Source organism: Mitsuokella sp. oral taxon 131 str. W9106 (assembly GCF_000469545.1).
Classification (GTDB): Bacteria; Bacillota; Negativicutes; order Selenomonadales; family Selenomonadaceae; genus AWVT01.
In genome coordinates, this window is sequence record NZ_KI273051.1 from 202,958 (window position 1) to 225,272 (window position 22,315).

Annotated in this window: 21 protein-coding genes; 19 read left to right on the forward strand and 2 right to left on the reverse strand. The window is 58.7% G+C overall.

Translation table 11 applies throughout. The annotated features are described in order from the left end of the window. The 13 genes from HMPREF1985_RS10935 to HMPREF1985_RS01605 form a co-directional block, all read left to right on the forward strand. On the forward strand, positions 1 to 825 hold an 825-nt coding region (locus HMPREF1985_RS10935), incomplete at its 5' end, for an ArsB/NhaD family transporter (protein ID WP_021770666.1). Positions 826 to 990: 165 nt separating this feature from the next. Continuing rightward, positions 991 to 1,263 (forward strand): DUF4321 domain-containing protein, encoded by a 273-nt coding sequence (locus tag HMPREF1985_RS01550; protein WP_051349025.1) that lies wholly within the window; start codon positions 991 to 993, stop codon positions 1,261 to 1,263. A gap of 25 nt (positions 1,264 to 1,288) precedes the next feature. Further along, positions 1,289 to 1,975 carry a RadC family protein gene (radC, locus tag HMPREF1985_RS01555; protein ID WP_021770668.1) on the forward strand — a complete coding sequence of 229 codons (687 nt, stop codon included), beginning with the start codon at positions 1,289 to 1,291 and terminating at the stop codon, positions 1,973 to 1,975. A 107-nt stretch (positions 1,976 to 2,082) separates the two neighbouring features. After that, on the forward strand, positions 2,083 to 3,123 hold the full coding sequence (locus HMPREF1985_RS01560; RefSeq protein WP_021770669.1) for a rod shape-determining protein: 1,041 nt from the start codon (positions 2,083 to 2,085) through the stop codon (positions 3,121 to 3,123). Next, entirely contained in the window at positions 3,120 to 4,121 is a 1,002-nt protein-coding gene (gene mreC, locus HMPREF1985_RS01565; RefSeq protein ID WP_021770670.1) for a rod shape-determining protein MreC, read from the forward strand. The genes HMPREF1985_RS01560 and mreC overlap by 4 nt, the downstream gene beginning before the upstream one ends. Further along, complete coding sequence (gene mreD / locus HMPREF1985_RS01570; RefSeq protein ID WP_021770671.1) at positions 4,118 to 4,618, forward strand: rod shape-determining protein MreD; 501 nt, start codon at positions 4,118 to 4,120, stop codon at positions 4,616 to 4,618. Before mreC ends, mreD begins: the two co-directional genes overlap by 4 nt. Before the next feature lie 66 nt (positions 4,619 to 4,684). After that, positions 4,685 to 6,478 carry a penicillin-binding protein 2 gene (gene mrdA, locus HMPREF1985_RS01575; protein ID WP_021770672.1) on the forward strand — a complete coding sequence of 598 codons (1,794 nt, stop codon included), beginning with the start codon at positions 4,685 to 4,687 and terminating at the stop codon, positions 6,476 to 6,478. A gap of 28 nt (positions 6,479 to 6,506) precedes the next feature. Continuing rightward, positions 6,507 to 7,154, forward strand: coding sequence for a septum site-determining protein MinC (gene minC, locus HMPREF1985_RS01580; protein ID WP_021770673.1), 648 nt, complete (start codon positions 6,507 to 6,509; stop codon positions 7,152 to 7,154). Positions 7,155 to 7,163: 9 nt separating this feature from the next. Next, positions 7,164 to 7,955 (forward strand): septum site-determining protein MinD, encoded by a 792-nt coding sequence (gene minD / locus HMPREF1985_RS01585; protein WP_021770674.1) that lies wholly within the window; start codon positions 7,164 to 7,166, stop codon positions 7,953 to 7,955. Between the two features lie 14 nt (positions 7,956 to 7,969). Then, on the forward strand, positions 7,970 to 8,242 hold the full coding sequence (minE, locus tag HMPREF1985_RS01590; RefSeq protein WP_021770675.1) for a cell division topological specificity factor MinE: 273 nt from the start codon (positions 7,970 to 7,972) through the stop codon (positions 8,240 to 8,242). A 17-nt stretch (positions 8,243 to 8,259) separates the two neighbouring features. Beyond that, entirely contained in the window at positions 8,260 to 9,363 is a 1,104-nt protein-coding gene (gene rodA / locus HMPREF1985_RS01595) for a rod shape-determining protein RodA (protein ID WP_040636699.1), read from the forward strand. 153 nt (positions 9,364 to 9,516) lie between these two features. Next, on the forward strand, positions 9,517 to 12,126 hold the full coding sequence (locus HMPREF1985_RS01600) for a TIGR03960 family B12-binding radical SAM protein (protein WP_040636701.1): 2,610 nt from the start codon (positions 9,517 to 9,519) through the stop codon (positions 12,124 to 12,126). Between the two features lie 27 nt (positions 12,127 to 12,153). Beyond that, on the forward strand, positions 12,154 to 13,599 hold the full coding sequence (locus HMPREF1985_RS01605) for an Rne/Rng family ribonuclease (RefSeq protein ID WP_021770678.1): 1,446 nt from the start codon (positions 12,154 to 12,156) through the stop codon (positions 13,597 to 13,599). Here the strand turns inward: HMPREF1985_RS01605 and HMPREF1985_RS01610 are convergent. Further along, positions 13,594 to 14,838 carry a M20 family metallo-hydrolase gene (locus HMPREF1985_RS01610; RefSeq protein ID WP_040636703.1) on the reverse strand — a complete coding sequence of 415 codons (1,245 nt, stop codon included), beginning with the start codon at positions 14,836 to 14,838 and terminating at the stop codon, positions 13,594 to 13,596. The two genes, HMPREF1985_RS01605 and HMPREF1985_RS01610, sit on opposite strands and share 6 nt — an antisense overlap. A 142-nt stretch (positions 14,839 to 14,980) precedes the next feature. Here HMPREF1985_RS01610 and dcuC point away from each other — a divergent pair, with 142 nt between their 5' ends. Continuing rightward, entirely contained in the window at positions 14,981 to 16,243 is a 1,263-nt protein-coding gene (gene dcuC, locus HMPREF1985_RS01615) for a C4-dicarboxylate transporter DcuC (protein ID WP_040636705.1), read from the forward strand. Between the two features lie 71 nt (positions 16,244 to 16,314). After that, on the forward strand, positions 16,315 to 17,628 hold the full coding sequence (locus tag HMPREF1985_RS01620; protein WP_051349026.1) for an amidohydrolase: 1,314 nt from the start codon (positions 16,315 to 16,317) through the stop codon (positions 17,626 to 17,628). A gap of 163 nt (positions 17,629 to 17,791) precedes the next feature. Here the strand turns inward: HMPREF1985_RS01620 and HMPREF1985_RS01625 are convergent, their stop codons facing one another. Continuing rightward, positions 17,792 to 19,000 (reverse strand): dicarboxylate/amino acid:cation symporter, encoded by a 1,209-nt coding sequence (locus tag HMPREF1985_RS01625; protein WP_021770682.1) that lies wholly within the window; start codon positions 18,998 to 19,000, stop codon positions 17,792 to 17,794. A 185-nt stretch (positions 19,001 to 19,185) separates the two neighbouring features. Between HMPREF1985_RS01625 and HMPREF1985_RS01630 the strand changes: the two genes are divergently transcribed. From HMPREF1985_RS01630 to HMPREF1985_RS01645, 4 genes are all read left to right on the forward strand, one after another. Next, the gene (locus HMPREF1985_RS01630) at positions 19,186 to 20,241 is read left to right on the forward strand and encodes a hypothetical protein (protein ID WP_021770683.1); all 1,056 of its coding nucleotides are present in this window, start codon (positions 19,186 to 19,188) and stop codon (positions 20,239 to 20,241) included. 150 nt (positions 20,242 to 20,391) lie between these two features. Beyond that, complete coding sequence (locus HMPREF1985_RS01635; RefSeq protein ID WP_021770684.1) at positions 20,392 to 21,090, forward strand: DUF542 domain-containing protein; 699 nt, start codon at positions 20,392 to 20,394, stop codon at positions 21,088 to 21,090. Further along, the gene (locus HMPREF1985_RS01640; protein WP_021770685.1) at positions 21,091 to 22,038 is read left to right on the forward strand and encodes an NAD(P)/FAD-dependent oxidoreductase; all 948 of its coding nucleotides are present in this window, start codon (positions 21,091 to 21,093) and stop codon (positions 22,036 to 22,038) included. A 24-nt stretch (positions 22,039 to 22,062) separates the two neighbouring features. Next, a complete protein-coding gene (locus HMPREF1985_RS01645; protein ID WP_021770686.1) occupies positions 22,063 to 22,296 on the forward strand; it encodes a glutaredoxin family protein in 234 nt (77 codons plus the stop codon). The last annotated feature ends 19 nt before the right edge of the window (positions 22,297 to 22,315 follow it).

A 22,315-nucleotide genomic window follows, 5' to 3' on the forward strand; every position in this document is an offset into this window, starting at 1 on the left:
GGTGACCCGCCGAACATCATGATCGGCAGCGCTGTGCCGGAACTCACGTTCATGGCGTTCATCAAGAACCTCGCACCGATCGCGGTTCTCTCGTTCGCCGTCGTCCTCTTCGTCATGGATCGGCTCTATCGCAGAAACCTGACGACGCGGCCGGAGCTGCAGGAGGAGATCCTGAAAATGGACGAGAGGAAGTCCCTTCGGGATCCCGCGCTCCTGCGACGCGCGCTCTTCGTGCTCGCGCTCACGATGATCGGCTTCTTCACGCACTCCATCACGCACGTTGAATCGTCGCTCATCGCGCTCTCGGGCGGGTTTTTGATGCTGCTGCTCGCTGGCGACAGCCGCCATGTCGAGGAGGCGCTCCACAAGGTCGAGTGGCCGACGATCTTCTTCTTCATCGGTCTTTTTATCGTCGTCGGCGGGCTCATCGAGACGGGGCTCATCGGCGATCTCGCGCGCGAGGCTGTCGCACTCACGCAGGGCGACACGGTGCTCACGTCGATGCTCGTCCTTTGGCTCTCTGCCATCGTGTCGTCGGTGCTCGACAACATCCCGTTCGTCGCGACGATGATTCCGCTCATTCAGGATATGGGCACGATGGGCGTAGAGCATCTCGAACCCGTTTGGTGGAGTCTTTCGCTCGGCGCCTGTCTCGGCGGCAATGGTACGCTTGTCGGCGCGAGCGCAAACCTGATCGTTGCCGCGATGGCAGCGGAGCGCGGCGTCAAGATCACGTTTATGAGCTATCTCAAAGTCGGGTTTGGGGTCATGCTGCTGACGGTGGCGCTTTCGATGGTTTACGTCTATCTGCGGTATTTGATTTAAGGAACCGCGGATAAGATGAAACCCTTCAGCGTGTGCTTTTGGTTTCCTATGGACGCACCGCCGCATCCGCCACGAAAAGGGACGGGACATTCTTATCCTATAGGCAGGAAAAACGAAAAACAGAAAGAAAATAAGCTAATAGGATAAAAAATAGGAGGGGTTACTTTGGCTACTTTTGGCAGGCGTGGGGTCGGCATGATGATACTCTTTGCGCTGATCGGCTCGATTGCGGGAGCGCTTTTGGGCGAGCTCATGAAGCAGTTTACGATATTTTCGGGCGTCGTTCCGTATCTCGTTGATGCACATTCCATCATCGAGATGAGTCCGACGACGCTTTCGGTCAGCATTCTTTCGCTTACGTTCGGCATCAGCCTTGCGCCGAACGTCATGAGCGTTCTCGGCATTATCGCCGGCATCATGCTCTACAGGCGCTATTGATGGCAGATGAGGGGCGTGGGATTCTATGACGATTATGGTACGCGATTTGCCGCGCGAGGAGCTCCCGCGCGAAAAGCTCATTGAGCACGGCGCGGCGGCGCTCAGCAATGCGGAGCTGCTCGCCGTCCTGCTGCGGACGGGCACGCAGTCGTGTTCCGTTCTCACGCTCTCCCAGGAAGTCCTCGCCCGCCTGCACGAGCAGGGAATCGCGGCGCTCTCTTCCATGGCGCCCGGCGAGCTTACTGACATCAAGGGACTCGGTGCGGCGAAAGCAGCGACGGTGCTCGCGGCGGTTGAGCTCGGCAAGCGCCTCAGCGCATGCGCCGCCGTGCGCGTCACGGTACGCGCACCCGAGGACGCGGCGCACTACGCGATGCCGCGGCTTTTCGGCGAACAGCGCGAGCACTTTGCCGTGCTGCTCCTCGATGCGAAACATCGCATCCTGGGGATGCGGAATATCTCGATCGGCAGCCTCACGGCGTCCGTCGTCCATCCGCGCGAAGTCTTTCAGGCCGCGCTTCGCGGCTCTGCCGCCGCGCTCATCCTCGTGCACAATCATCCGAGCGGCGATCCGACGCCGTCGCATGAGGACGCCGCGACGACGGAACGGCTCGTGAAAGCGGGAAAGGTCATGGGAATCCCTGTCCTCGACCACATCGTGCTCGGCAGGCAGGACTTTTTCAGCATGAAGGAACACGGCATGATGCGGTAGGGCTTTTCGCAGGCTTTTTAGTATTTTTTCATTACAAACCAAGTGAAGTATGCTACAATAGGATTGCTATCATTTTGGCAGGCAGTGGAAGGGAGCTTACTTATATTATGTGGAGTCTTTTTGGTGGTTTGTCGCACGATATGGGCATTGACCTCGGGACGGCGAATACGCTTGTCCACGTGAAGGGCAGAGGCATCGTGCTGCGCGAGCCATCGGTCGTGGCAATCAAGAACGATACGGGCGATGTCCTTGCCGTCGGCGAGGAAGCCAAGCAGATGATCGGCCGTACGCCAGGAAATATCGTCGCCATCCGTCCGATGAAGGACGGCGTCATCGCTGATTTCGACGTGACGCAGGCGATGCTCAAGTACTTTATCCGCAAGGCGATGAACGCGAAGTCGTTCGTGCGCCCGCGCGTCGTCGTCGGCGTGCCGTCAGGCGTCACGGAAGTCGAAAAGCGCGCGGTCATCGATGCGGCACAGCAGGCCGGTGCGCGCGAGGCATACCTCATCGAGGAGCCGATGGCGGCGGCGATCGGCGCAGGACTCCCCGTGGAAGAGGCGACGGGCAGCATGGTCGTCGATATCGGCGGCGGCACGACAGAAATTGCCATCATCTCGCTCGGCGGCATCGTCACGAGCTGCTCGATACGCATCGGCGGCGACGAGATGGATTCTTCCATCGTGCAGTACATCAAGCGGATGTACAACCTCATGATCGGGGAACGGACGGCGGAGGAGATCAAGATCATGATCGGCACCGCCATCGTGACGCCGGAGACGAACAAGTCGATGGACATTCGTGGGCGCGATCTCGTCAGCGGCCTTCCGAAGACCTTGACAATCGAGGCGAAGGAGATTCGCGACGCGCTCAGCGAGCCGGTGCGCAAGATCATCGATGCGGTCAAGAACACGCTTGAGAAGACCCCGCCGGAGCTCGCAGCTGATGTCATGGATCACGGCATCATGATGACGGGCGGCGGGGCGCTTCTTTCCAATCTCGACCGCCTGCTCGCCAACGAGACGGGAATGCCTGTGCTCGTTTCCGAAGACGCACTTTCCTGTGTCGGTGAAGGGACGGGGCGCTCGCTCGAGAACATCGAGCTCCTGAAGCGCGTCGTCATGACGTCCAAAAAGTTGAGACAATGAGCAGGTACGGAAGAGAACGAAACGCCAAGCGAAAGACATGGGCACTCCTTTTTGTGATTGTCAGTCTCTTCTGCATCGTATTTTTCGCGGCGCGCGGCAGGTTCCAGGCTCCTGTCATGGGACGTGCGGCAACCCTCATGCTCGCGCCGTTTCAGGGTGCGATCTCGTGGGTCGGCAGTCAGGTGAACTACGTCGTGACGAGTGTTTGGGACATCGCGACCGTGCATCAGCAGAATAAGATGCTCCGCAGTGAGGTCGAGCAGCTTCGCGTGCAGAACGTCGAAGCGAAGGAGTTTGCCTCGGAGAATCAGCGCCTTCGCGCACTTTTGGGATACAAACAGCAGGCAACGCAGTTCGATCTCGTCGCGGCGCGCGTCATCGCGCGCGAGTCGGCGACATGGTCGAGCATGATCACGATCAATCGTGGGACGAGCGACGGCATCGCGGCCGATATGGCGGTCGTGACGGAACGTGGGCTTGTCGGACGCGTATCGGAGGCTGGCCCAACGTCTTCGAAGGTGCAGCTCATCCTCGATCCGCGGTCTTCCGTCGGCACGCTCGTGCAGCGCGCCGAGTCGCGCGTGACGGGCATCGTCGAGGGCGACCCAGCCAATCCGACCATGCCCGATATGGTCAATATCCCGAAGACTTCAGATGTCGTCGAGGGCGACGTCATCGTGACGTCGGGATTTGGCGGCGTCTACCCGAAGGGGATCGTCGTCGGCATCGTCTCGGCGATCCGCAACGATCCGGGCGGTCTCTTGAAGATCGCCGCGCTGGAGCCGGCAGTCGACTTCCAGAAGCTCGAGGATGTCATGGTCATCACGGCATCGCGCGAGGCGCCGCCGGAGCCGCTCAAGCCTCCCGTGCAGACACCGGGGACGGAGACGGATCCCGAGAAAGAGGCGGCAGAGATGCAGGCTGCGGCGCAGGCGGCGGATGAGGCGACAGCATCTGCAGCAGCAGATGTGACGAACGCAGGAGGGGCTAGCCAATGACGATGCGAAAGTTCGTCCTGACCATCTGCGGCATCCTTGCACTCTACGCCCTGCAGACGTCCATCCTGCCGCTCATCGCTTATCATGGCGTCACGGCCGACCTCATGCTCCTGTTCGTTGCGAGCACTGCATTCCTGCGCGGTGCCCGCATCGGTGCGTTCGTCGGCTTCTGTGTCGGTCTCATGGAGGATCTCGCTTCGGGCACATTCCTCGGCATGAATGCGCTTTCGCGGCTGCTTCTCGGCTACGCTGTCGGAAGCGGCTCTGCGAGTGTATTCAAGGATCAGATGGTTCTCCCCGTGTTTTCATCGATCTTTGTCACAGCCGCGAACTATTTTATTTTAGCGGTGCTTATGGTATTATTGGGGTATCGCTTCAGCCTGCTTGGGCATGTGCAGTATACGCTGCTGCCCATGCTCGTCTACCAGTTTCTTTTTGCCTATCCTGTCCATCGCATGGTCTGCAGGGGGGACAAGTGGCTTCGTGCAAAGAGGTAAGATTGAGGCACCTTGCGGGGTGCCTTTCGTGTGGTTATGGGATGCGGTTAGGGGAGAGGTGCGGACTTGGGAGAGAATGAAGAATTCAATGGCAGGCTGAGAGTCCTAGGCTTTCTGGTCGTGCTCGTCATTGCGGTTCTGATTGGCCGCGCGGGCTATCTGCAAATATACGAAGGCGATACTTATGCACGCCTTGCCGATGGCAACCGCATCCGCATCATTCCTTCGATGGCTCCGCGCGGGACGTTTTTTGACCGAAATGGCGAGCTCCTCGTGACGAATCGTCCCGGCTTTGCGGTCTCGCTCCTGCCGCTCACGGAACCGATCTCGGATGCCGTGATCTATCGGGTGTCGGATCTCGTCAAGGTGCCCGTCGAGGACATCAAGGCGAAGATCGCGGCGCATGTCGGATTCAATCCGATCCGCATCAAATCGGATGTCACGCAGGACATCGTTTCCGTCATTGAGGAGCAGAAGAGCCTCTATCCGGGCGTCGTCATCGAAGTACAGCCGATCCGCAATTATATCTATCACGAGAAGGCAGCGCATACCTTCGGCTATGTCAGCGAGATCAACGACACGGAGCTTGAGAAGATGAAGGCGGACGGCTACAAGACGGGCGACATCATCGGCAAGTTCGGACTGGAAAAGATATACGACAAGGAGCTTCGCGGCAAAAACGGCGGTGAGCAGGTCGAAGTCGATGTCGCGGGGCGTCCTGTACAGATCCTCGGCAAGAAAGAGCCGATTCCCGGCGACGATCTCGTGCTCACGATCGACAAGAACCTGCAGCTCGCGGCGGAAAAGGCAGTCGACGAACAGCTTGCCCTCATTCACGCCAATGCAGCGGCAGCCGTCGCACTCGATCCGCAGACGGGCGAAGTCCTTGCACTCGTGAGCCGTCCAGCATTCGATCCAAATCTTTTTGCACACGGCATTTCCACAAAGGATTGGAACGTGCTCAATAACAATCCGTTCCATCCGATGGACAACAAGGCAATCACGGGCGAGTACCCGCCGGGATCGACATTCAAGATCGTCACGGGCACGGCGGCGCTCACGGAAGGCGTCGTCTCGCCGATGGAAAAGATCCTCGATACGGGGCGTCACTGGATCATTCCAAAGGGCAATGCAGAGGGCGAGGCGCTCGGCTGGATCGACTTCACACAGGCACTTGCGCACTCCGACAACGTCTACTTCTACGAGATGGGCAATCGTCTCGGCATCGACCGCCTCGAAAAGTACGCGCGCATGTTCGGGCTCGGCGCGGCGACGGGAATCGATCTGCCGTACGAAGCGGATGGCCTCGTCGCGAACCGCCGCTACAAGGAAAAGAATTTCGAGGACGGCGAATGGTACCTGTCGGAGACGTTCGATGCGGCGATCGGACAGGGCTTCAACCTCGTGACGCCGCTGCAGGCGGCGATGGTCATGGGCGAGATCGCGGCAGACGGCAAGCGCTACAAGCCGCATCTCGTCAAGCGCATCGTCGGACCGGACGGCAAGACGGTCAAGGATGTGGCCCCGGAGCTACTGTCGCGTCTCGAAGTGCCGGAAAACGTGATCCAGCTCGTGCAGAACGGCCTGCATGACGTCACGAAATACGGCACGGCCGCGTCGAGCTTCCGAGGCTTTACGATCGACATCGCGGGCAAGACGGGGACAGCTGAGAATCCGCATGGACGCGACCACGGTTGGTTCGTCGCCTACGGACCGTACAGCTCGCCGAATATCGTCGTCGCCGTCATCGTCGAACAGGGCGGCTTCGGCTCCCAGTCGGCTGTGCCGATCGGACGGAAGATACTCGAAGCCGCGTTCGGTGTCAACCAACCGAGCGCCGCGCTTCCATCGAAACAATGAGAACGTTTATGGAGAAGAGAGAAGTCCCATGGATGAGATTGTAAAGATCAAGGGAGGCAAGACCGGGCTGCAGCTCAGTTTTGCGCCCGGCGCATCCTTCGAGGCGATCCGCAAGGACATCGAGGGAAAGCTCGCGTCGGGTTCGGGCTTTTTCCTGCGCGGGACGCTTGTTCTCTTGCCGCAGGACAGGCTGCAAAAGGAAGAGCAGGAAGCACTCCAAAAGCTCTTCCATCGGAACGGGCTTATCTGCCGCACGATGACGCCGAAGCGTGCGGCAGATAAGCCCGTGCGTTCAGGGCAGGTGAGCCGGAAAGCCGCGGCGGGGGAGAAGCCTGTGCAGCCTGCCGCGGCCGAGATGACGGTCGTCAATCGAACGCTGCGCGGCGGGCAGGAGATCCGTACGCAGAGCTCGGTGCTCGTCGTCGGAAACGTCAATCCCGGCGCGCAGATCATCGCGGGCGGCAGCATCGACGTGCGCGGCACGTGCCGCGGCATGGTCCATGCAGGCGCGTTTGGCGATACGCAGGCGATCATCGTCGCCGACCACCTCATGCCGACGCAGATTCGCATCGCGAATTACATCGCGCGTTCGCCCGATCAGGCGGAAAAGGCGGAGAAAGCGGAACGCGCTTCCGTCAAGGATGGCCACATTATCATCGAACCGATAGAAAGGTAGGATCCCGATATGAGCGAAATCTATGTTATCACGTCCGGCAAAGGCGGTGTCGGCAAGACGACGACGACGGCGAACATCGGCGTCGGCCTCGCGATGCGCGGCAAGAAGGTCGTCCTCGTCGATACCGATACGGGGCTTCGCAATCTCGACTTGCTCCTCGGGCTCGAGAACCGCATCATGTACGACCTCGTCGACGTGACGGAGGGGCGAGTGCCTTACACGAAGGCACTCGTCCGCCATAAGAAGTACGAGACGCTCTTTCTCCTGCCGACTTCGCAGGTCAAGGACAAGAGTGCAGTCAATCCTGAGCAGCTCGTGAAACTTTGTGAAGATCTCAGGAAAGAATTTGACTACATCCTCATCGACTGCCCTGCGGGCATCGAGCAGGGGTTCCAAACGGCGATTGCCGCTGCCGATGTCGCCGTCGTCGTCACGATGCCGGAGATATCGGCAGTGCGCGATGCGGACAAGATCATCGGCGAGCTGGGGCGTGCGGACAAGGAGACGATCAAGCTCATCGTCAACCGCATTCGTCCGCAGATGGTCGAGAGCGGCGACATGCTCGATATGGCGGATATCGACGATATCCTTTCGATCGATTGCATTGGACAGGTGCCGGACGACATCAAGGTCGTCACGAGTACGAACAAAGGCGAACCCTGTATCACGATGGAGGATTCGGAAGCGGGGCAGGCGTACCGCAACATCGTCGGACGCATCTGCGGCGAGACGATACCCTTTATGGAGTTCCAAAAGGAGGGCTTCCTCACGAGGCTCAAGCGACGCGTATTCGGGAACTGATAGGAGGGGCGAATATGATTGAAGCATTGATGAAGATATTTGGGAAAAAGGAAAATTCGGGCAAGATCGCCCGTGACCGACTCAAGGTCGTACTCATTCATGATCGCGCAAATATCTCGCCGGAGGTCATGGACAATCTGAAAAATGACATCATCCGCGTCATTTCCAACTACATGGAGATCGACCAGCGCGATATGGAGATTTCGCTCGCCAATGATGCGGACTCCGTCGCACTTGTCGCGAATATTCCGGTGAGCCGCTTGAAGCATGACAAGGGAAAGTACTAAGGGAAACGACGGGTACTATGACGAAACGATTACTGCAACGCATGGACTTCAAGCTTTTGGGCGCGGCACTCGGGATCCTCTTGATCAGTCTTGTCGTCATTGGAAGTGCGACGCATATCAACACGCCGAGCGGAGAACGCTTTTGGTTCGTCCAAAGGCAGGGACTCTTTGCGTTTTTCAATATCGCGATTGCCGCCTTCCTGATGAATTTCGACTACAAGATGCTGCAGGGCTACGGCAATAAGCTCTATGTTTTTAATGTCCTGCTGCTCATCGCCGTCATGTTGGCCGGCCATTCGGCACTCGGCGCGCAGCGCTGGATCATGATCGGACCGATCAGCATACAGCCGTCGGAGTTTTCAAAGCTCATCATGATCATCTCGCTCGCGGCGATGCTCGACGACAAGGTCGGCAAGATCAATACGCTTCACGATCTCCTTCCGATTGCGGCGTACGTCGGACTGCCGTTCCTGCTCGTCATGAAGCAGCCGGATCTCGGTACGTCGCTCGTCTTTATGGCGATTTTCTTCGGCATGGTCTTCGTCGCGGGCATCCGCATCAAACTCCTCGGCGGCGTCATAGCTGCCGGGCTTGCCGCAATGCCCATCCTATGGCACTTCATGAAAGACTATCAGAAGATGCGCATCGCGGTGTTCCTCGATCCAAACGTCGATCCGCTCGGCTCGGGCTACCACATCATCCAATCGAAAATCGCAATCGGATCGGGGCTGGTATTCGGCAAGGGACTATTTGAGGGAACGCAGAGCCAACTCAACTTCCTGCCTGAGAACCATACGGATTTTATCTTTGCCGTCGTCGGCGAGGAGCTCGGCTTCGTCGGCTGCGCGGTCCTGCTGCTTTTATACCTCGTGCTGCTTTGGCGCGGCATACAGATCGCGCGCGATGCGGGCGATACGTTTGGCCGGCTGCTCGCGGCGGGGATCACGAGCATGATCGCCTTCCACGTGCTCGTCAACGTCGGCATGACAATGGGCATCATGCCCGTAACGGGGATCCCGCTCCCGTTCATGAGCTACGGGGTAAGCTCGCTCACGACAAATATCATGGCGGTCGCCATACTCATGAACATACAGCTGAGAAAACAGAAACTTTTATTTTAGGGAATCACGGATTTAGGGACTCACGGATAAAATGAAGTTCGTCAGATTGGCGTAGATTTTCTGCCGAAGTGCGGGCAAAAAAGATGCGTCAAGATGGCGCGGCTGAATTTATCCGTGCTTCCTTAGATACGTTATCACGGAGGAATGGAACGCATGGTACATCTCGCGCACGACGTGCTTCAGTCGGTCTTGAAGCCCTCGCGCTACACGGGCGGCGAATGGAATGCCGTCCACAAGGATCATGCGAGCGTCCGCGCTGCATGGGCACTCGCGCTGCCCGATGTCTACGAGGTCGGCATGAGCAATCTCGGTCTCGCCATCCTCTACGAAATCCTGAACCGCCGCGCTGACATCGCGGCGGAACGCGTCTATACGCCTTGGACGGATATGGAGGCGCTTATGCGCGACCGGAAGATCCCGCTCTTTTCGCTTGAGTCAAAGACAGAGATCGCCGCATTTGATTTCGTCGGATTTTCGCTTCAATACGAGATGATCTACACGAATGTTCTCAATATGCTCGATCTCGCCGGTATCCCGCTCTTTGCGAAAGACCGCGATGACGCGATGCCGTTCATCGTAGGCGGTGGGCCGTGCGTCTATAATGTCGAGCCGATTGCGGACTTTTTCGACTTTTTCATTGTTGGCGAGGGCGAGGAGGCCATCGTCGAGGTCACGGACGCCCTCATCGCGTGGCAGGAGGAGGGGCGCCCCGGCGGCAGGCGCGGATTCCTCACGCAGCTTCTCGATATGGACGGCATCTACGTGCCGTCGTTCTACGAACCGCGCTATACGGAAGCAGGCGATTACGCAGGGCTTCGCCCGCTTCATGATGCCGCAAGGCCTGTCATCATGAAGCGCTTCGTGCGCGACATGGACGAGGTGATGTCGGTCGAGCATCCCGTCGTGCCGTACATGGACATCGTGCACAACCGCATCATGCTCGAACTCTTCCGCGGCTGCTCGCGCGGCTGCCGCTTCTGCCAGGCGGGCATCTGCTACCGTCCCGCGCGCGAACGCACGGAGAAGAACCTGCGCAGGATGGCGCGCGGTCTCGTCGACGCTTCGGGACATGACGAGATGAGCCTTACGTCGCTCTCGTCAGCCGACTACTCGTGCCTCGGCAGGCTCGTCGACGATCTCATGGAAGATTTCCGCGATGAAAAGGTCAGCGTGTCCCTGCCGTCTCTTCGCATAGACAGCTTTTCGATCGAGCTCGCGCACAGGATGCAGCAGGTGCGCAAGTCGGGGCTTACGTTTGCCCCCGAAGCGGGTACGCAGCGCCTGCGCGACGTCATCAACAAGGGCGTCACGGAGGAGGATCTCATGCGCGCCTGCGGCGCGGCGTTCCGTCAGGGATGGAAGCAGGTCAAGCTCTACTTCATGATGGGGCTGCCGACGGAGACGGACGAGGACGTCCTCGGCATCGCTGCGCTCGCGAAGAAGGTCGTCGATCTCTACACCGAAATCAAAGGAAGGCGCGGCGTACGCGTGACGATATCCGTTGCGTGTTTCGTGCCGAAGCCGTATACGCCGTTCCAGTGGTTCGGGCAGCTTCCCATCGCGGAATTTGAGCGTCGCCAGCACCTTTTGAAGGAGGCGATCACCGACCGCGCGATCTCGTTTCGCTATCACGACGCGCGGCTTTCCGTCATCGAGGGCGTCTTCGCGCGCGGCGACCGTCGTCTCGCGCCCGTCCTCTATCAGGCGTGGAGGGACGGTGCGAAGTTTGACGGCTGGTCTGATCTCTACAAGGACGAGGTTTGGCACGAGGCGTTCCGGAAGTGCGGTGTCGACATGGCGTACTACAATGAGCGCACGCGCGATACGGCCGAGCCACTTCCGTGGCTCGTCACTGCGCCTGGCGTCAATCCGGATTTTTTGCTGCGCGAGTGGAAGAAAGCACTCGCGGGCAGGCTCACGGAAGACTGCCGCAGGGGCAGGTGCAGCGCGTGCGGCATCTGCTCAAATCTCGGCGCCGACGTCATCGACCACGCGCAAAGCGAGCTTGCGGACTATCGTGTGCAGAAAGGGGCAGAGCCGAAGGAGGCAGCGGGAAAAACGAGCGGTGCGCTGCGCCGGCCCTACGCCTATCGCGCAGAAATCACGAAGGGCGAAGCGCTCCGCTACGTCTCACATCTCGACTATGCGAATCTGTTCCTACGCGCATTTTCACGTGCGAAGCTTCCGATGGCGTATTCGGAGGGCTTCAACCCGCATATGAAGGTCGCGTTTGCCTCGGCGCTCCCGCTCGGCGTTACGAGCAAGGCGGAATATATGGATTTTGAGCTTACGCGCCCGCTCGCGCAGCCTGAGGTCTTTGACCGCCTGCGCGCACAGCTTCCGCTCGGAGCGGAGCTTCGAGCGCTGCGCCCCATCGAGGGCAAGCACAAGGCGCTCATGGCAGAGGCAGACGAGGGGACGTATTGCGTGCGCGTTCCTTTTTTTGGCGAGGAGGCGGCGGCAGAGCACGCCGTCTGCGCCTACAATGCAGCGAAACATGCCGTTTGGCATCGCGTCACGCCGAAGAAAGCGCGTGCGATCGAGACGAAGGACTACATGCTTCGTCCCGTCACGTGCCAGACGGATGGAAAAGAGCTCGCCTTCATGATGGATATCGCCATTACGCCTGCTGGCAGTGTCAAGCCGATCGAGGTTCTCGGCACGATGGCGGAGTCGTTCGGGCTCGCCGTGAATCCTGCCGAGGCAAAGATCGAGCGTACAGGGCTGTTCGGGAAGGGCAAGAAGCTCATCGACCTCGTCTGATTTTCGGGAAGAAAGGAGCATCCGCAGTTGAATTCGATCCTCGTAAGTGTCGACCCAGAGGAAACGCGCGTCGCCGTCCTGCATGACGGCGAACTGCAGGCAGTCGAGATGGAGCGCTCCTCCCACGCACACCTCGTCGGCAACCTTTACAAGGGGCGCGTGCAGAATGTCCTGCCCGGCATGCAGGCGGCATTTGTCGATATCGGTGCGGAGAAGAACGCTTTCCTCTACATCGGCGACGGAAAGACGCACGATCCGATCAACGCAGGGGAGAAGCCTGCCCCCATCCACGTCGGGCAGAGCCTCCTCGTTCAGGTCACGAAGGATGCCTACGGCACAAAAGGACCGCGCGTGACGACGCACGTCACGCTGCCGGGGCGTACCGTCGTGCTCATGCCGACGACGGCGTACACCGCGATGTCACACCGCATCGAGGAGCAGGAGGAGCGCGCGCGGCTCCATGCGATTGCCGAACGCGTCTGCCCAGATGGCATGGGCATCCTCATGCGGACTGCCGCAGAGGGAGCAGACGAAGCGACGATTTCCGCAGACGTCTGCCAGCTTACGCGGCTTTGGCAGACGATCCTCGCACGCTACGAGGTGACAGGAAAACGCGCGTCGCTTCTGTACCGCGATCCCGATCTTATCATCCGCAGCGTGCGCGACAGCTTCAGCGCGGATACGGACGAGCTTGTCGTCGATGACCGCGAAGCGTTCTCGCGTGTCGCAGCGCTCGTCACGGCGCTTTTTCCCGGCCTTCGTTCACGCGTTCGCCTGCACGACGCAAAGACGCCGCTCTTTCGTGCTTACGGTGTCGAGAAAGAGATCGAAAAGCTCGGTGCGCGCGAAGTCGAACTCAAAAGCGGCGGATTCCTCGTCATCGACAAGACGGAAGCGCTGACCGTCATCGACGTCAACACGGGAAAGTACGTCGGACATACGAATTTGGCGGAAACGGTCTACCGCACGAATCTTGAAGCGGCGGAAGAGATCGTCAAGCAGATTCGGCTGCGTGATATCGGAGGCATTATCGTCGTCGATTTTATTGATATGGAAAGGGACGAGCAGAAAGAATCCCTGCTCGTCCGTTTGCGGGAGCTCGCCGCACATGACCGAACGAAGATGCATGTCGTCGATATCACAGGGCTCGGGCTCGTGGAGATCACACGCAGGAAGTCGCGTCAAAACTTCGAAGGCATCGTCTACCGTGCATGTCCGGTATGCCATGGACTCGGTCGCGTTGAGTCGCCGGAGACGGTCGCGATACGCATCAGCCGCGCGATACGGCGCATGGAGCGCACTTCGCATGCGGCTGAGGGATACGAGATCGAGGTACACAGGAGCGTCGCGGAGGAGCTTCGCTCCAATCCGCTCATGATGAATCTCGCCGCCCAGTACGGCACGGACATCAAGGTCACGGCAAAGCCAGGCATGCACCCGGAAAACTACGCGATTTTGCAGCAGTTCTCATGAGAGCGCGTACGCCTTTTGCGAAAGCGTGCGAACTGCTTTTTCGAGCGTGCGCACGCCAGCGACGATGTCTTCGAGCTTGGCGTGTTCCGCAGGATTGTGGCTGATGCCGTCGCGGCAGGGAATGAAGAGCATGCCGGTCGGCGCGTAGTCTGCCCAGTGCATGCTGTCGTGCCCTGCGCCGCTCGGCATATGGATCGTGGCGAATCCTTCCTCCTTTGCCGTATTCGCGAGGAGCGAAACGAGGGCGGGATCCATGACCGCGGGCGCTTCCTTGCTGATGGGTTCGAGGGCATACGCAATCCCTCTTTTTTTCGTAATGGATTCGATTGCGCTGCGGATGGATGTCTCTGCATCTTCACGCGCTGCGCTGTCGATGCTGCGGATATCGATGCCGAGTCGGACCTCGCCGGGGATCACGTTCATGACGCAGGGGGTGACCTCTGCGATCCCGACAGTCGCGACGACGGGCGGGTTCTCTTTCGCCTTTGCTGCCTTCTCAACGGCAAGGATGACTTCCGCTGCGGCGCATAACCCGTCACGGCGCAGGTTCATCGGCGTCGCCCCGCTGTGGTCGGCGCTGCCGTGGATCTTGCAGATGAGGCGGCTCGGCGCGGCGATTCCCGTCACGATGCCGATCTGCTTCCCCTTGTGTTCTAAGACTTTTCCCTGCTCAATGTGGAGCTCGAGAAACGCCTTTATTTTTTTGTCGTAACGCGCCGATTCGATCTGTTCGGGATCGAGGCCTCGCTGCTTCAGGACGGCGTAGAGACTGCTGCCCTCGTGGTCGTGCAGGCGCAATAGGTCGCTTGCGGAAAGCGCGCCGCGCATCGCGCGGCTGCCGAGCGTCGCGACGGAGAACCGGCTCGACTCCTCGCACATGAACAGCACGACCTCCAAGGGATGGTCGGGGATGAATCCGTCCTCTTTCATGCTGCGCACCGTTTCGATGGCACCGAGTATGCCGACGATGCCATCGTAGTTGCCGCCCTCCGGCACGCTGTCGCCGTGCGAGCCGAAGAGAATCGGAGGGAGCGTCTCGTCACGCCCACCGAAATGACCGATGACGTTGCCGAATGCGTCGGATCGAACGGACAGTCCCGCTTCCTCCATCAAAGACGCGATGTAGCTGCGCCCTTCCCAATCCTTGTCGCTGAAAGCGAGACGATTGATGCCTGTGCTGGACGCGGAAATCCCTCGAAGCGTATCGAACTGGCGTTTGAGCCGCTGTACGGAAATCATAGTGAAAACCTCCTCCATCAAGATGGCTCCATTCTAAATGCGTGGATAAGAATTTTCAAGTGCCTTGACAAAGTATAAGCTGATACCTATACTATACATATATTTTTTAATATATAGAATTTATGAAAAGGATGGTTGGGAAATGGAAACTCTCATGTTGGCGGCGGGCATGCTCATCGTATGCGTCGTTGTCGTCGCACTTGTCAAGGGATATGATGCGCGTCTCGTGCTCGTAGGATCGGGCATCTTGATGGCATGCATCGGCGGCGTGCCGATGGCATCGCTTGACGCTTTTGCCAAGAGCATGACGAACAGCGGACTCATACAGGCGGTCTGCTCCGTCATGGGCTTTGCGATGGCCGTTCGCTTTACAGAATGCGACAAGCATCTGATCAACGCGATGGCATCCGTCATCTCGCGCATTCGTTTCTTCTTGATTCCGGGCGTCGTCATCGGAACGTATCTCGTCAATATCGCATTGCCGAGCGCGGCGGGCACCGCGGCGGCAGCAGGTGCGATTTTCATCCCGCTTCTCATGGCGGCGGGCGTCGGCCCTGCCATGGCGGCTGCGGCAGTCAAGTGCGGCACGTACGGCAGCATGCTCAACCCTGGCCTTGCGCACAATCCGTTCGTCGCCAAGATTGCCGGCGTCGATGTCATGGACGTCATTGGATTTCACTACAAGGCAAACCTCGCCTCGCTGCTCGTCGCGACGATTGCCATAACGGCGCTCGCACATATCCTGAAGGAGGACAAGGGGCATATTCCTGAAAACCTTCAGATCGACAAGTCGTTCCAGGTGAATTTCCTTTACGCACTCATGCCGGTCATTCCGATCGTCATCCTGCTTCTCGGCTCGACAAGTCTCGTGCCGATCTTCAAGATGGGCGTTCCGCAGGCCATGGTCATCGGCGCGATCCTGACGCTCGTCGTGACGCGCACGAGGCCGAAAGCACTCAGCGATGCTTTCTTCGACGGCATGGGACAGGCGTACGGCAAGATCATCGGCATCATCATCTCGGCAGGCGTCTTCGTCTCCGGCCTTACCTCTATCGGTCTCGTCAAGCTCTTTATCGATGCGATGCTGAGCAATCCCGCCATCGTCAAGCTCTGCGCTGCATTCGGCCCGTTCCTGCTCGGACTCCTGACTGGCTCTGGCGATGCGGCGACATTTGCCTTCAACGAGGCCATCACGCCGTATGCGCAGCAGTTCGGCATGACCGAAGTGCAGATGGGCAGCATGGCGACGCTGGGCGGTACGCTCGGTCGTACGATGTCCCCGATCGCAGGCGCGACGATCATTTGCGCCGGCATTGCGGGCATCAATCCCATGGAGATCACGAAGCGCAATGCGCTTCCGATGGTGGGCGCGCTCGTCGTCGGCATGTTGATCCTATTGTTCTGAGCGATGGCTGCTGCCTTACGGCGGCACCTTTTTGAGCGGGATTGATGAGATGGATAGAAGGGGAGGAACTTATGCGCTGGGAGAATGAACTGATGGGACTCGCGGATGCGATGCAGGCGGAGATGATCGCTTGCAGGCGCGACCTGCACCATTACCCGGAGACGGGATGGACGGAGTACCGCACGGCGGCAAAGGCAGCGGCGCGCCTGCAGGAGCTCGGCTATGTGGTGCAGACAGGCGCGGAGACGATCACGAAGGATTGCATGATGGGCGTGCCCCAGGCAGATGTCCTGAGGGCGGCGGAGAAGCGCGCCGTCGAGGAAGGCGCGGACGCAGCGTGGGTCGCGAAGATGGAAGGCGGCAGGACAGGCGTTGTCGGCACGATGCACTTCGGCGCGGGCGGTCCCGTCGTCGCCATCCGTTTTGACATGGACTGCAACGACGTGACGGAGACGGACAGCGCGGAGCACCGCCCGAATCAAGAAGGCTTTGCATCCTGCCACAAGGGTGCCATGCACGCCTGCGGGCACGATGGGCATACGACAGTCGGCCTTGCGCTTGCGGCGCTTCTCACGCGTTTCAAGGAGGAATTGAATGGCACGGTCAAGCTTTGCTTCCAGCCTGCTGAGGAAGGCGTGCGCGGTGCGCATGCGATGGTGGCGAGCGGGGTCGTCGACGATGTCGACTACATGCTCGGCGCACATTTCGGGTTCAAGATGAAAAGGACGGGAAGCATCGCCTGCAACGTCACGGATTTTCTCGCGACGAGCAAGTACGATGCGCGCTTTACGGGCGTTCCCGCACATGCCGGAGCAGCGCCAGAGCAGGGAAAGAACGCGCTGCTTGCAGCGGCGTGTGCCGCCCTCAACCTCCATGCGATCGCACGCCATTCAGCAGGCGCATCGCGCATCAACGTCGGACGTCTCGACGCGGGAAGCGGGCGCAACATCATTGGCGACAAGGCACTCCTCTGCCTAGAGACGCGCGGCGCGACGAGTGGGATCAACGCTTACATGGAGCGCGAAGCAGAACGCGTCATCAAAGCGGCAGCCATGATGTACGATACGCAGGTCGAGCTGCAAAAGGTCGGCGGTGCCGCAGGCGGCAGCAATTCGCCGAAGCTCGCTGCCTTTTTGGAACGGGAAGCAAGAGCGCTCGGCATCTTCGATGAGGTCGTAGGGGAGTGCCCGTTCGGCGCGAGCGAGGATTTTTCGTATTTCATGGAACGCGTGCAGTCGCATGGCGGAGAGGCGGCCTACATGATGGTCGGCGCGAATCTTGCCGCAGGGCATCACGACTCCCATTTTGACTTCGATGAAAAAGCGCTTTCGCATAGCTTGAAAATGCTTGGCTCCTGTGCCTGCAAGCTTCTTTCACAGCGATAAATCCCATAAAAAATCCTGCCGCAGGCTTTCTTGCAGCAGGATTTTTTCGTTGTGGTGATGTTTGTAATGATACGGCCGCCTATGATGCATTCCGCCGCTTCTGTCAACAAAAATCCCCGAAGCGCGCCAGTATAAGCGAGCTTCGGGAATCGTGAAACATCCGTTAGCTGTTTTTGGCGATGCGCTTTTCCTCGCGATCCATGACAATCGTGACCGCGCCGTCGCCCGTGATGTTGAGGCAGGTGCGTATCATATCGAGGATGCGGTCGATGCCGGCGACGAGCGCGAGACCCTCGATCGGAAGCCCAACGGACTGGAGCACCATCGCGAGCATGATGAGACCTGCGCCCGGGACGCCTGCCGTGCCAATCGAGGCGAGCGTGCCCGTGAGGACGATCATCATCATCTGCCCACCCGTGAGATCCACGCCGAAGACGTTTGCGATGAAGAGGGAGCAGACGCCCATGTAGAGCGCCGTGCCGTCCATGTTGATCGTCGCGCCGAGCGGCAGGACGAATGAGGCGACTTCACGCGAGACGCCGAGCTTCTCCTCGCAGTTTTTCATGTTGACCGGGAGCGCCGCTGCGCTCGAACACGTCGTGAATGCGATGAGCATTGCCTCGCTCATGCCGCGGAAGAATCGGATCGGAGAGATGCCGCCCCAAATTTTTGCGAGCATGGAGTAGACGGAGACCGCGTGGATGACGCTGCCGATAGCAGCACAGGCAATGACGGAGATGAGCGGCAGAAGGACGGAAGGACCGTTCTTTGCGACGACGGGGAGAAGCAGGGCGAAGACGCCGATCGGTGCGACCTGCATGACCATGCCGATGACCTTGTAGCAGACCTCGGCGCAAGCGTCGAAGAACTTCACGAGGAAGTCCGCGCGCTCGCCGCCGACTTTCAGGATGCCGACGCCGATGAAGAGCGCGAAGACGATGATCGGAAGGATCTCTGCCTTGGCCATCGAGTTTACGGGATTTGTCGGGATCATCGCAACGAGTACCTGCATGATGGACGGCGCTTCCTTGACCTTGACTGCTGCATCACTGGGGATCGAAAGGCCGATGCCCGGATGGATGATGCCCGCGACGCCGAAGCCGATAATGATCGCAATGGCCGTCGTCACAAGGTAAAGCACGAGCGTCTTGGTACCGATGCGCCCGAGCTTTTTGATATCGCCGAGGCTCGTCATGCCGACGACAAGTGAGGTGAAGACGATTGGGACGATGATCATTTTGATGAGGTTGATGAACATCGTGCCGATGGGTGCGATCCACCAATTGATGAAAGGAAGTGCCTCTTCGCCCGCGACGAGTCCGACCACGACAGCCAAAATGAGCGCGATGAAGATTCGGATGGATAAATTCATAAAAATCACTCCTTTTATATTGTTTTCCCTATCATACCATAAGGACGATTCATTTGACTAGAGACTAGAAAATTTTGAATTGCATGCCGTGCTTTTTATGATGAATTTTCGTATTTGTCATCTTGATACTAGCTTATGGTTTATGGTATTCTTAAAGAAGATATTTTTTGAGAGAAGGATAGAGCATGGCAATGAAGAAAAAGACGCAAGGCACACTGCTTGCCGCAATGATCTGTGTCGCGCTTTCGGGTGGGACAGCGCAGGCAGCGACGCCGGGCGGCACTCATGATGAGCATCTTTCCGCCTTGGCGGCATCTGCTCGTCAGGACGTGACGCCGCTCCGCTGGGACAGTGTCCTGCCGGAGAAGAATTCCGTGGCGACGAATGCCGCCACAAAGGAAAAGCCAAAGCCGCTCATCATTACGGCGGCGGATGTAAGGGAACAGAAGAAGCAGGAAAGGGCATCCGAGATCAAGGCACGTCAGGAAGGGCGCGCGAATGCGAATGAGAGCGCTTCGGCGCCGAGGGCATCACAACAACAGAAGCCTGCTGAGCCGGCAAAGACCGACGCTTCTGCCGCGGATGCTGGGAAGCAGCATGGCGAAGAGACGAGAATGGTCCGTGTGGCAGAGAAAAAGCCTGCTCAGCCGGGGGAAAAGCAGCTTTACGTTCCGCTGACGACTACCGAAGAGAAGCAGGAACCAAATCATGAGCCGGCCAAGGCGCCGGCTGCACCTATGCAGTCCGCTCGGCTCCCCCAATCCGCACAGATGACGGAATCCGCACGTACGCCGGCGCAGCCGCAGATGCCGCTCCCCGTTGCACCGGGGACGAAGTACACGCTGCAGCCGAAGCAGGCTGCTGCATCGGTTGCGGCAGAGCCTAAGGAATCGAAGCCGGGAGAGGAGGCACGCCCCGCTGTGCAGCGGGAAAAGGCTCCTGTCGCGGAAAAGCAGGCCGATAGGGATCGTCCTGCGGTATTCCGCGGAGTGTCCGAGCGCGCATATCGTCATATTCAGGCAGGTGCGTTCGCTATGCAGCATCAGCTTCGTGAGGCAGAAATAGAGCCTGCTGCATTTCAGCTCATACAACTCTTGAACGAGAACGACAAGCTTTCGCGTCTCGATAAGATCGAGTACGTCATCGGCATCTGCTATGCAATCCATCACAGCGATCTTTCGCCGTGGCAGAAGCAGACGCTCATTCAGATCGTTGCGGATTATTTCAATCCGACACATTGAGGTTGCCAAAGGGCGATGTACAATCGGGTGCATCGCCTTCTTTTGCCTTCCCGTATTCCCCTCGGTGGATTCGTAACTAGGTTACGGAAGGAAAGCGGGGGCTTTTCTATACTGTAATTGCAATACGGATTGCGATAGGAGGGACACGATATGATTACGAAAGATATGGCACTTGCACACGTCGTAAAGGATTATCCGCAGACGATCGGTTTTTTGAATCGCCTTCACCTCGACTACTGCTGCGGCGGGCATGACCCGATTGCGATTGCCGTTGCGGAGAAAGGACTTGACGTGGAGCAGTTCCTAGAGGACTTGAACCGCGCGGTGAGCCGTCCCGTATCATCGGGGAAGGATACCCACGCCGATGTGGAAGCATTTCGGAAGCGGTCTATCCCAGCGATGCTCGATGACTTAGAGGCGACGCATCATGTGAAGGATCGCACGCTCATGCGGCAGGTAGAAGACGATCTGAACAAGATCCTCATCGTGCACTACCCGCATCATGGCAAGATGCTCACGGAACTCCATAGCCGGTATGCGAAGCTGAAGGCGGCGCTTGAAGAGCACTTTGCGCGGGAGGAGCGATATGTATTCCCGCTCATGCGCGATACCATGCCGCCGACGGGTACCGCGCGTGCAGAGGTACAGGCGCTCATCGAAGAGCACACTGCGGCAGGCGATCAGATCAAGGCAATACAGGCCTTGACGGAGAATTTCAAGCTGCCGAGCGACGCCTGCCCGACATTTCGGCTGACGTACCAGACCTTTCAGGATCTCTTCGATGATATTTTCGTCCATATCTTCAAGGAGAACAGCATCGCTTTTCCCGCGTACTTAGAACTGAGATAAGTGAGGCGTGAGGAGGCAAATATGAAGGAAACAAAGCAGAAGGATATCATCATCGTCGGCGCGGGCATGGCGGGATTGACAGCGGCGCTTTACGCGGCGCGGACGAATTGTTCCGTCCTCGTGCTCGAAAACGCGATTGTCGGCGGGCAGATCGCGAATGCGGCAGGCATCGAGAACTACCCCGGGCTGCCGAATGTCATGGGCAGCACGCTCATTGAGACCGTGCAGGGGCAGGCGGAGAAGTACGGCGCCGAAGTCGACGAGTTCGATCCCATCGAGCGCGTCGATCTTGCGGCCCAGCCGAAGACCGTCGAGACGGAGAGCGTGATCTACGAGGCGAAGGCCGTCATCATCGCGACGGGCATGGAGCGCCGCAAGCTGCCGCTTCCCGAGGCTCCTCGCTACGAGGGGCGCGGCGTCCACTACTGTGAGCTTTGCGACGGACACCTCTACGAGGGCAAGACGATCGTCGTCGCGGGCGGCGGCAACGCTGCCGTCGATGCAGCGAATTACCTCGTGCGCCATGCAAAGCACCTCTACCTCATCCATCGCTCCGCCTTTCGCGCGGATGCGGCATCGGTCGAAAGACTTCGCGCAAACGAGAACGTGACCATTCTCCTTGAAACGGAAATCAAGGCGTTGAAGGGGAAGGGAAGGCTCGCGTCCATCACGGTCCTCGATAAGAAGACGGGAGAGGAGCGCGATATACCCGTTGACGGCATCTTCGTCAACATCGGCGTCGTCGCCCAGACGAAGCTGTTCGAGGGGCAGGTCGCGCTCGGCGAGACGGGGCGCATCGCCGCAGGCGAAGATTGCCGCACGAATGTCCCCGGCGTCTTTGCCGCAGGCGATATCCGAGAAAAGGAAGTGCGCCAGCTCACGACGGCGGCATCCGATGGGACGACGGCCGCCATCCTCGCAGCGAAGTACATTGAAAGAGAAGGCTAAGCATAAAAATAAGGAGTGAATGAAATGGTAAAAGTCTATTCCATCAGTTCGTGCCCGTGGTGCGACAAGGTCAAGAAGTACCTGAAGTCGAAAGGCATCGAGTACGAGGAGCGCAACATCGAGAAAAACGACGCGTACCGCAAGGAGTGCGAAGCGCTCAGCGGCGATACAGTCGTTCCGGTTACGACAGTGGATGGGAAGAATTATGTCGTGAGCTTTGAAAAGGATAAGCTCGATGCGATTTTGGGATTGAAATAAAACGAATACAACAAAGCCG

Excerpts from the sequence above, each read along its gene's own strand:
- HMPREF1985_RS01560 (WP_021770669.1), top strand. The coding sequence starts at position 2,083 with ATGTGGAGTCTTTTTGGTGGTTTGTCGCACGATATGGGCATTGACCTC.
- dcuC (WP_040636705.1), top strand. The coding sequence starts at position 14,981 with ATGGAAACTCTCATGTTGGCGGCGGGCATGCTCATCGTATGCGTCGTT.
- HMPREF1985_RS01645 (WP_021770686.1), top strand. The coding sequence starts at position 22,063 with ATGGTAAAAGTCTATTCCATCAGTTCGTGCCCGTGGTGCGACAAGGTC.
- rodA (WP_040636699.1), top strand. The coding sequence starts at position 8,260 with ATGACGAAACGATTACTGCAACGCATGGACTTCAAGCTTTTGGGCGCG.
- minD (WP_021770674.1), top strand. The coding sequence starts at position 7,164 with ATGAGCGAAATCTATGTTATCACGTCCGGCAAAGGCGGTGTCGGCAAG.
- HMPREF1985_RS01625 (WP_021770682.1), bottom strand. The coding sequence starts at position 19,000 with ATGAATTTATCCATCCGAATCTTCATCGCGCTCATTTTGGCTGTCGTG.
- radC (WP_021770668.1), top strand. The coding sequence starts at position 1,289 with ATGACGATTATGGTACGCGATTTGCCGCGCGAGGAGCTCCCGCGCGAA.
- minC (WP_021770673.1), top strand. The coding sequence starts at position 6,507 with ATGGATGAGATTGTAAAGATCAAGGGAGGCAAGACCGGGCTGCAGCTC.
- HMPREF1985_RS01635 (WP_021770684.1), top strand. The coding sequence starts at position 20,392 with ATGATTACGAAAGATATGGCACTTGCACACGTCGTAAAGGATTATCCG.
- HMPREF1985_RS01620 (WP_051349026.1), top strand. The coding sequence starts at position 16,315 with ATGCGCTGGGAGAATGAACTGATGGGACTCGCGGATGCGATGCAGGCG.
- minE (WP_021770675.1), top strand. The coding sequence starts at position 7,970 with ATGATTGAAGCATTGATGAAGATATTTGGGAAAAAGGAAAATTCGGGC.
- mreC (WP_021770670.1), top strand. The coding sequence starts at position 3,120 with ATGAGCAGGTACGGAAGAGAACGAAACGCCAAGCGAAAGACATGGGCA.
- HMPREF1985_RS01600 (WP_040636701.1), top strand. The coding sequence starts at position 9,517 with ATGGTACATCTCGCGCACGACGTGCTTCAGTCGGTCTTGAAGCCCTCG.
- HMPREF1985_RS01630 (WP_021770683.1), top strand. The coding sequence starts at position 19,186 with ATGGCAATGAAGAAAAAGACGCAAGGCACACTGCTTGCCGCAATGATC.
- HMPREF1985_RS01610 (WP_040636703.1), bottom strand. The coding sequence starts at position 14,838 with ATGATTTCCGTACAGCGGCTCAAACGCCAGTTCGATACGCTTCGAGGG.
- mreD (WP_021770671.1), top strand. The coding sequence starts at position 4,118 with ATGACGATGCGAAAGTTCGTCCTGACCATCTGCGGCATCCTTGCACTC.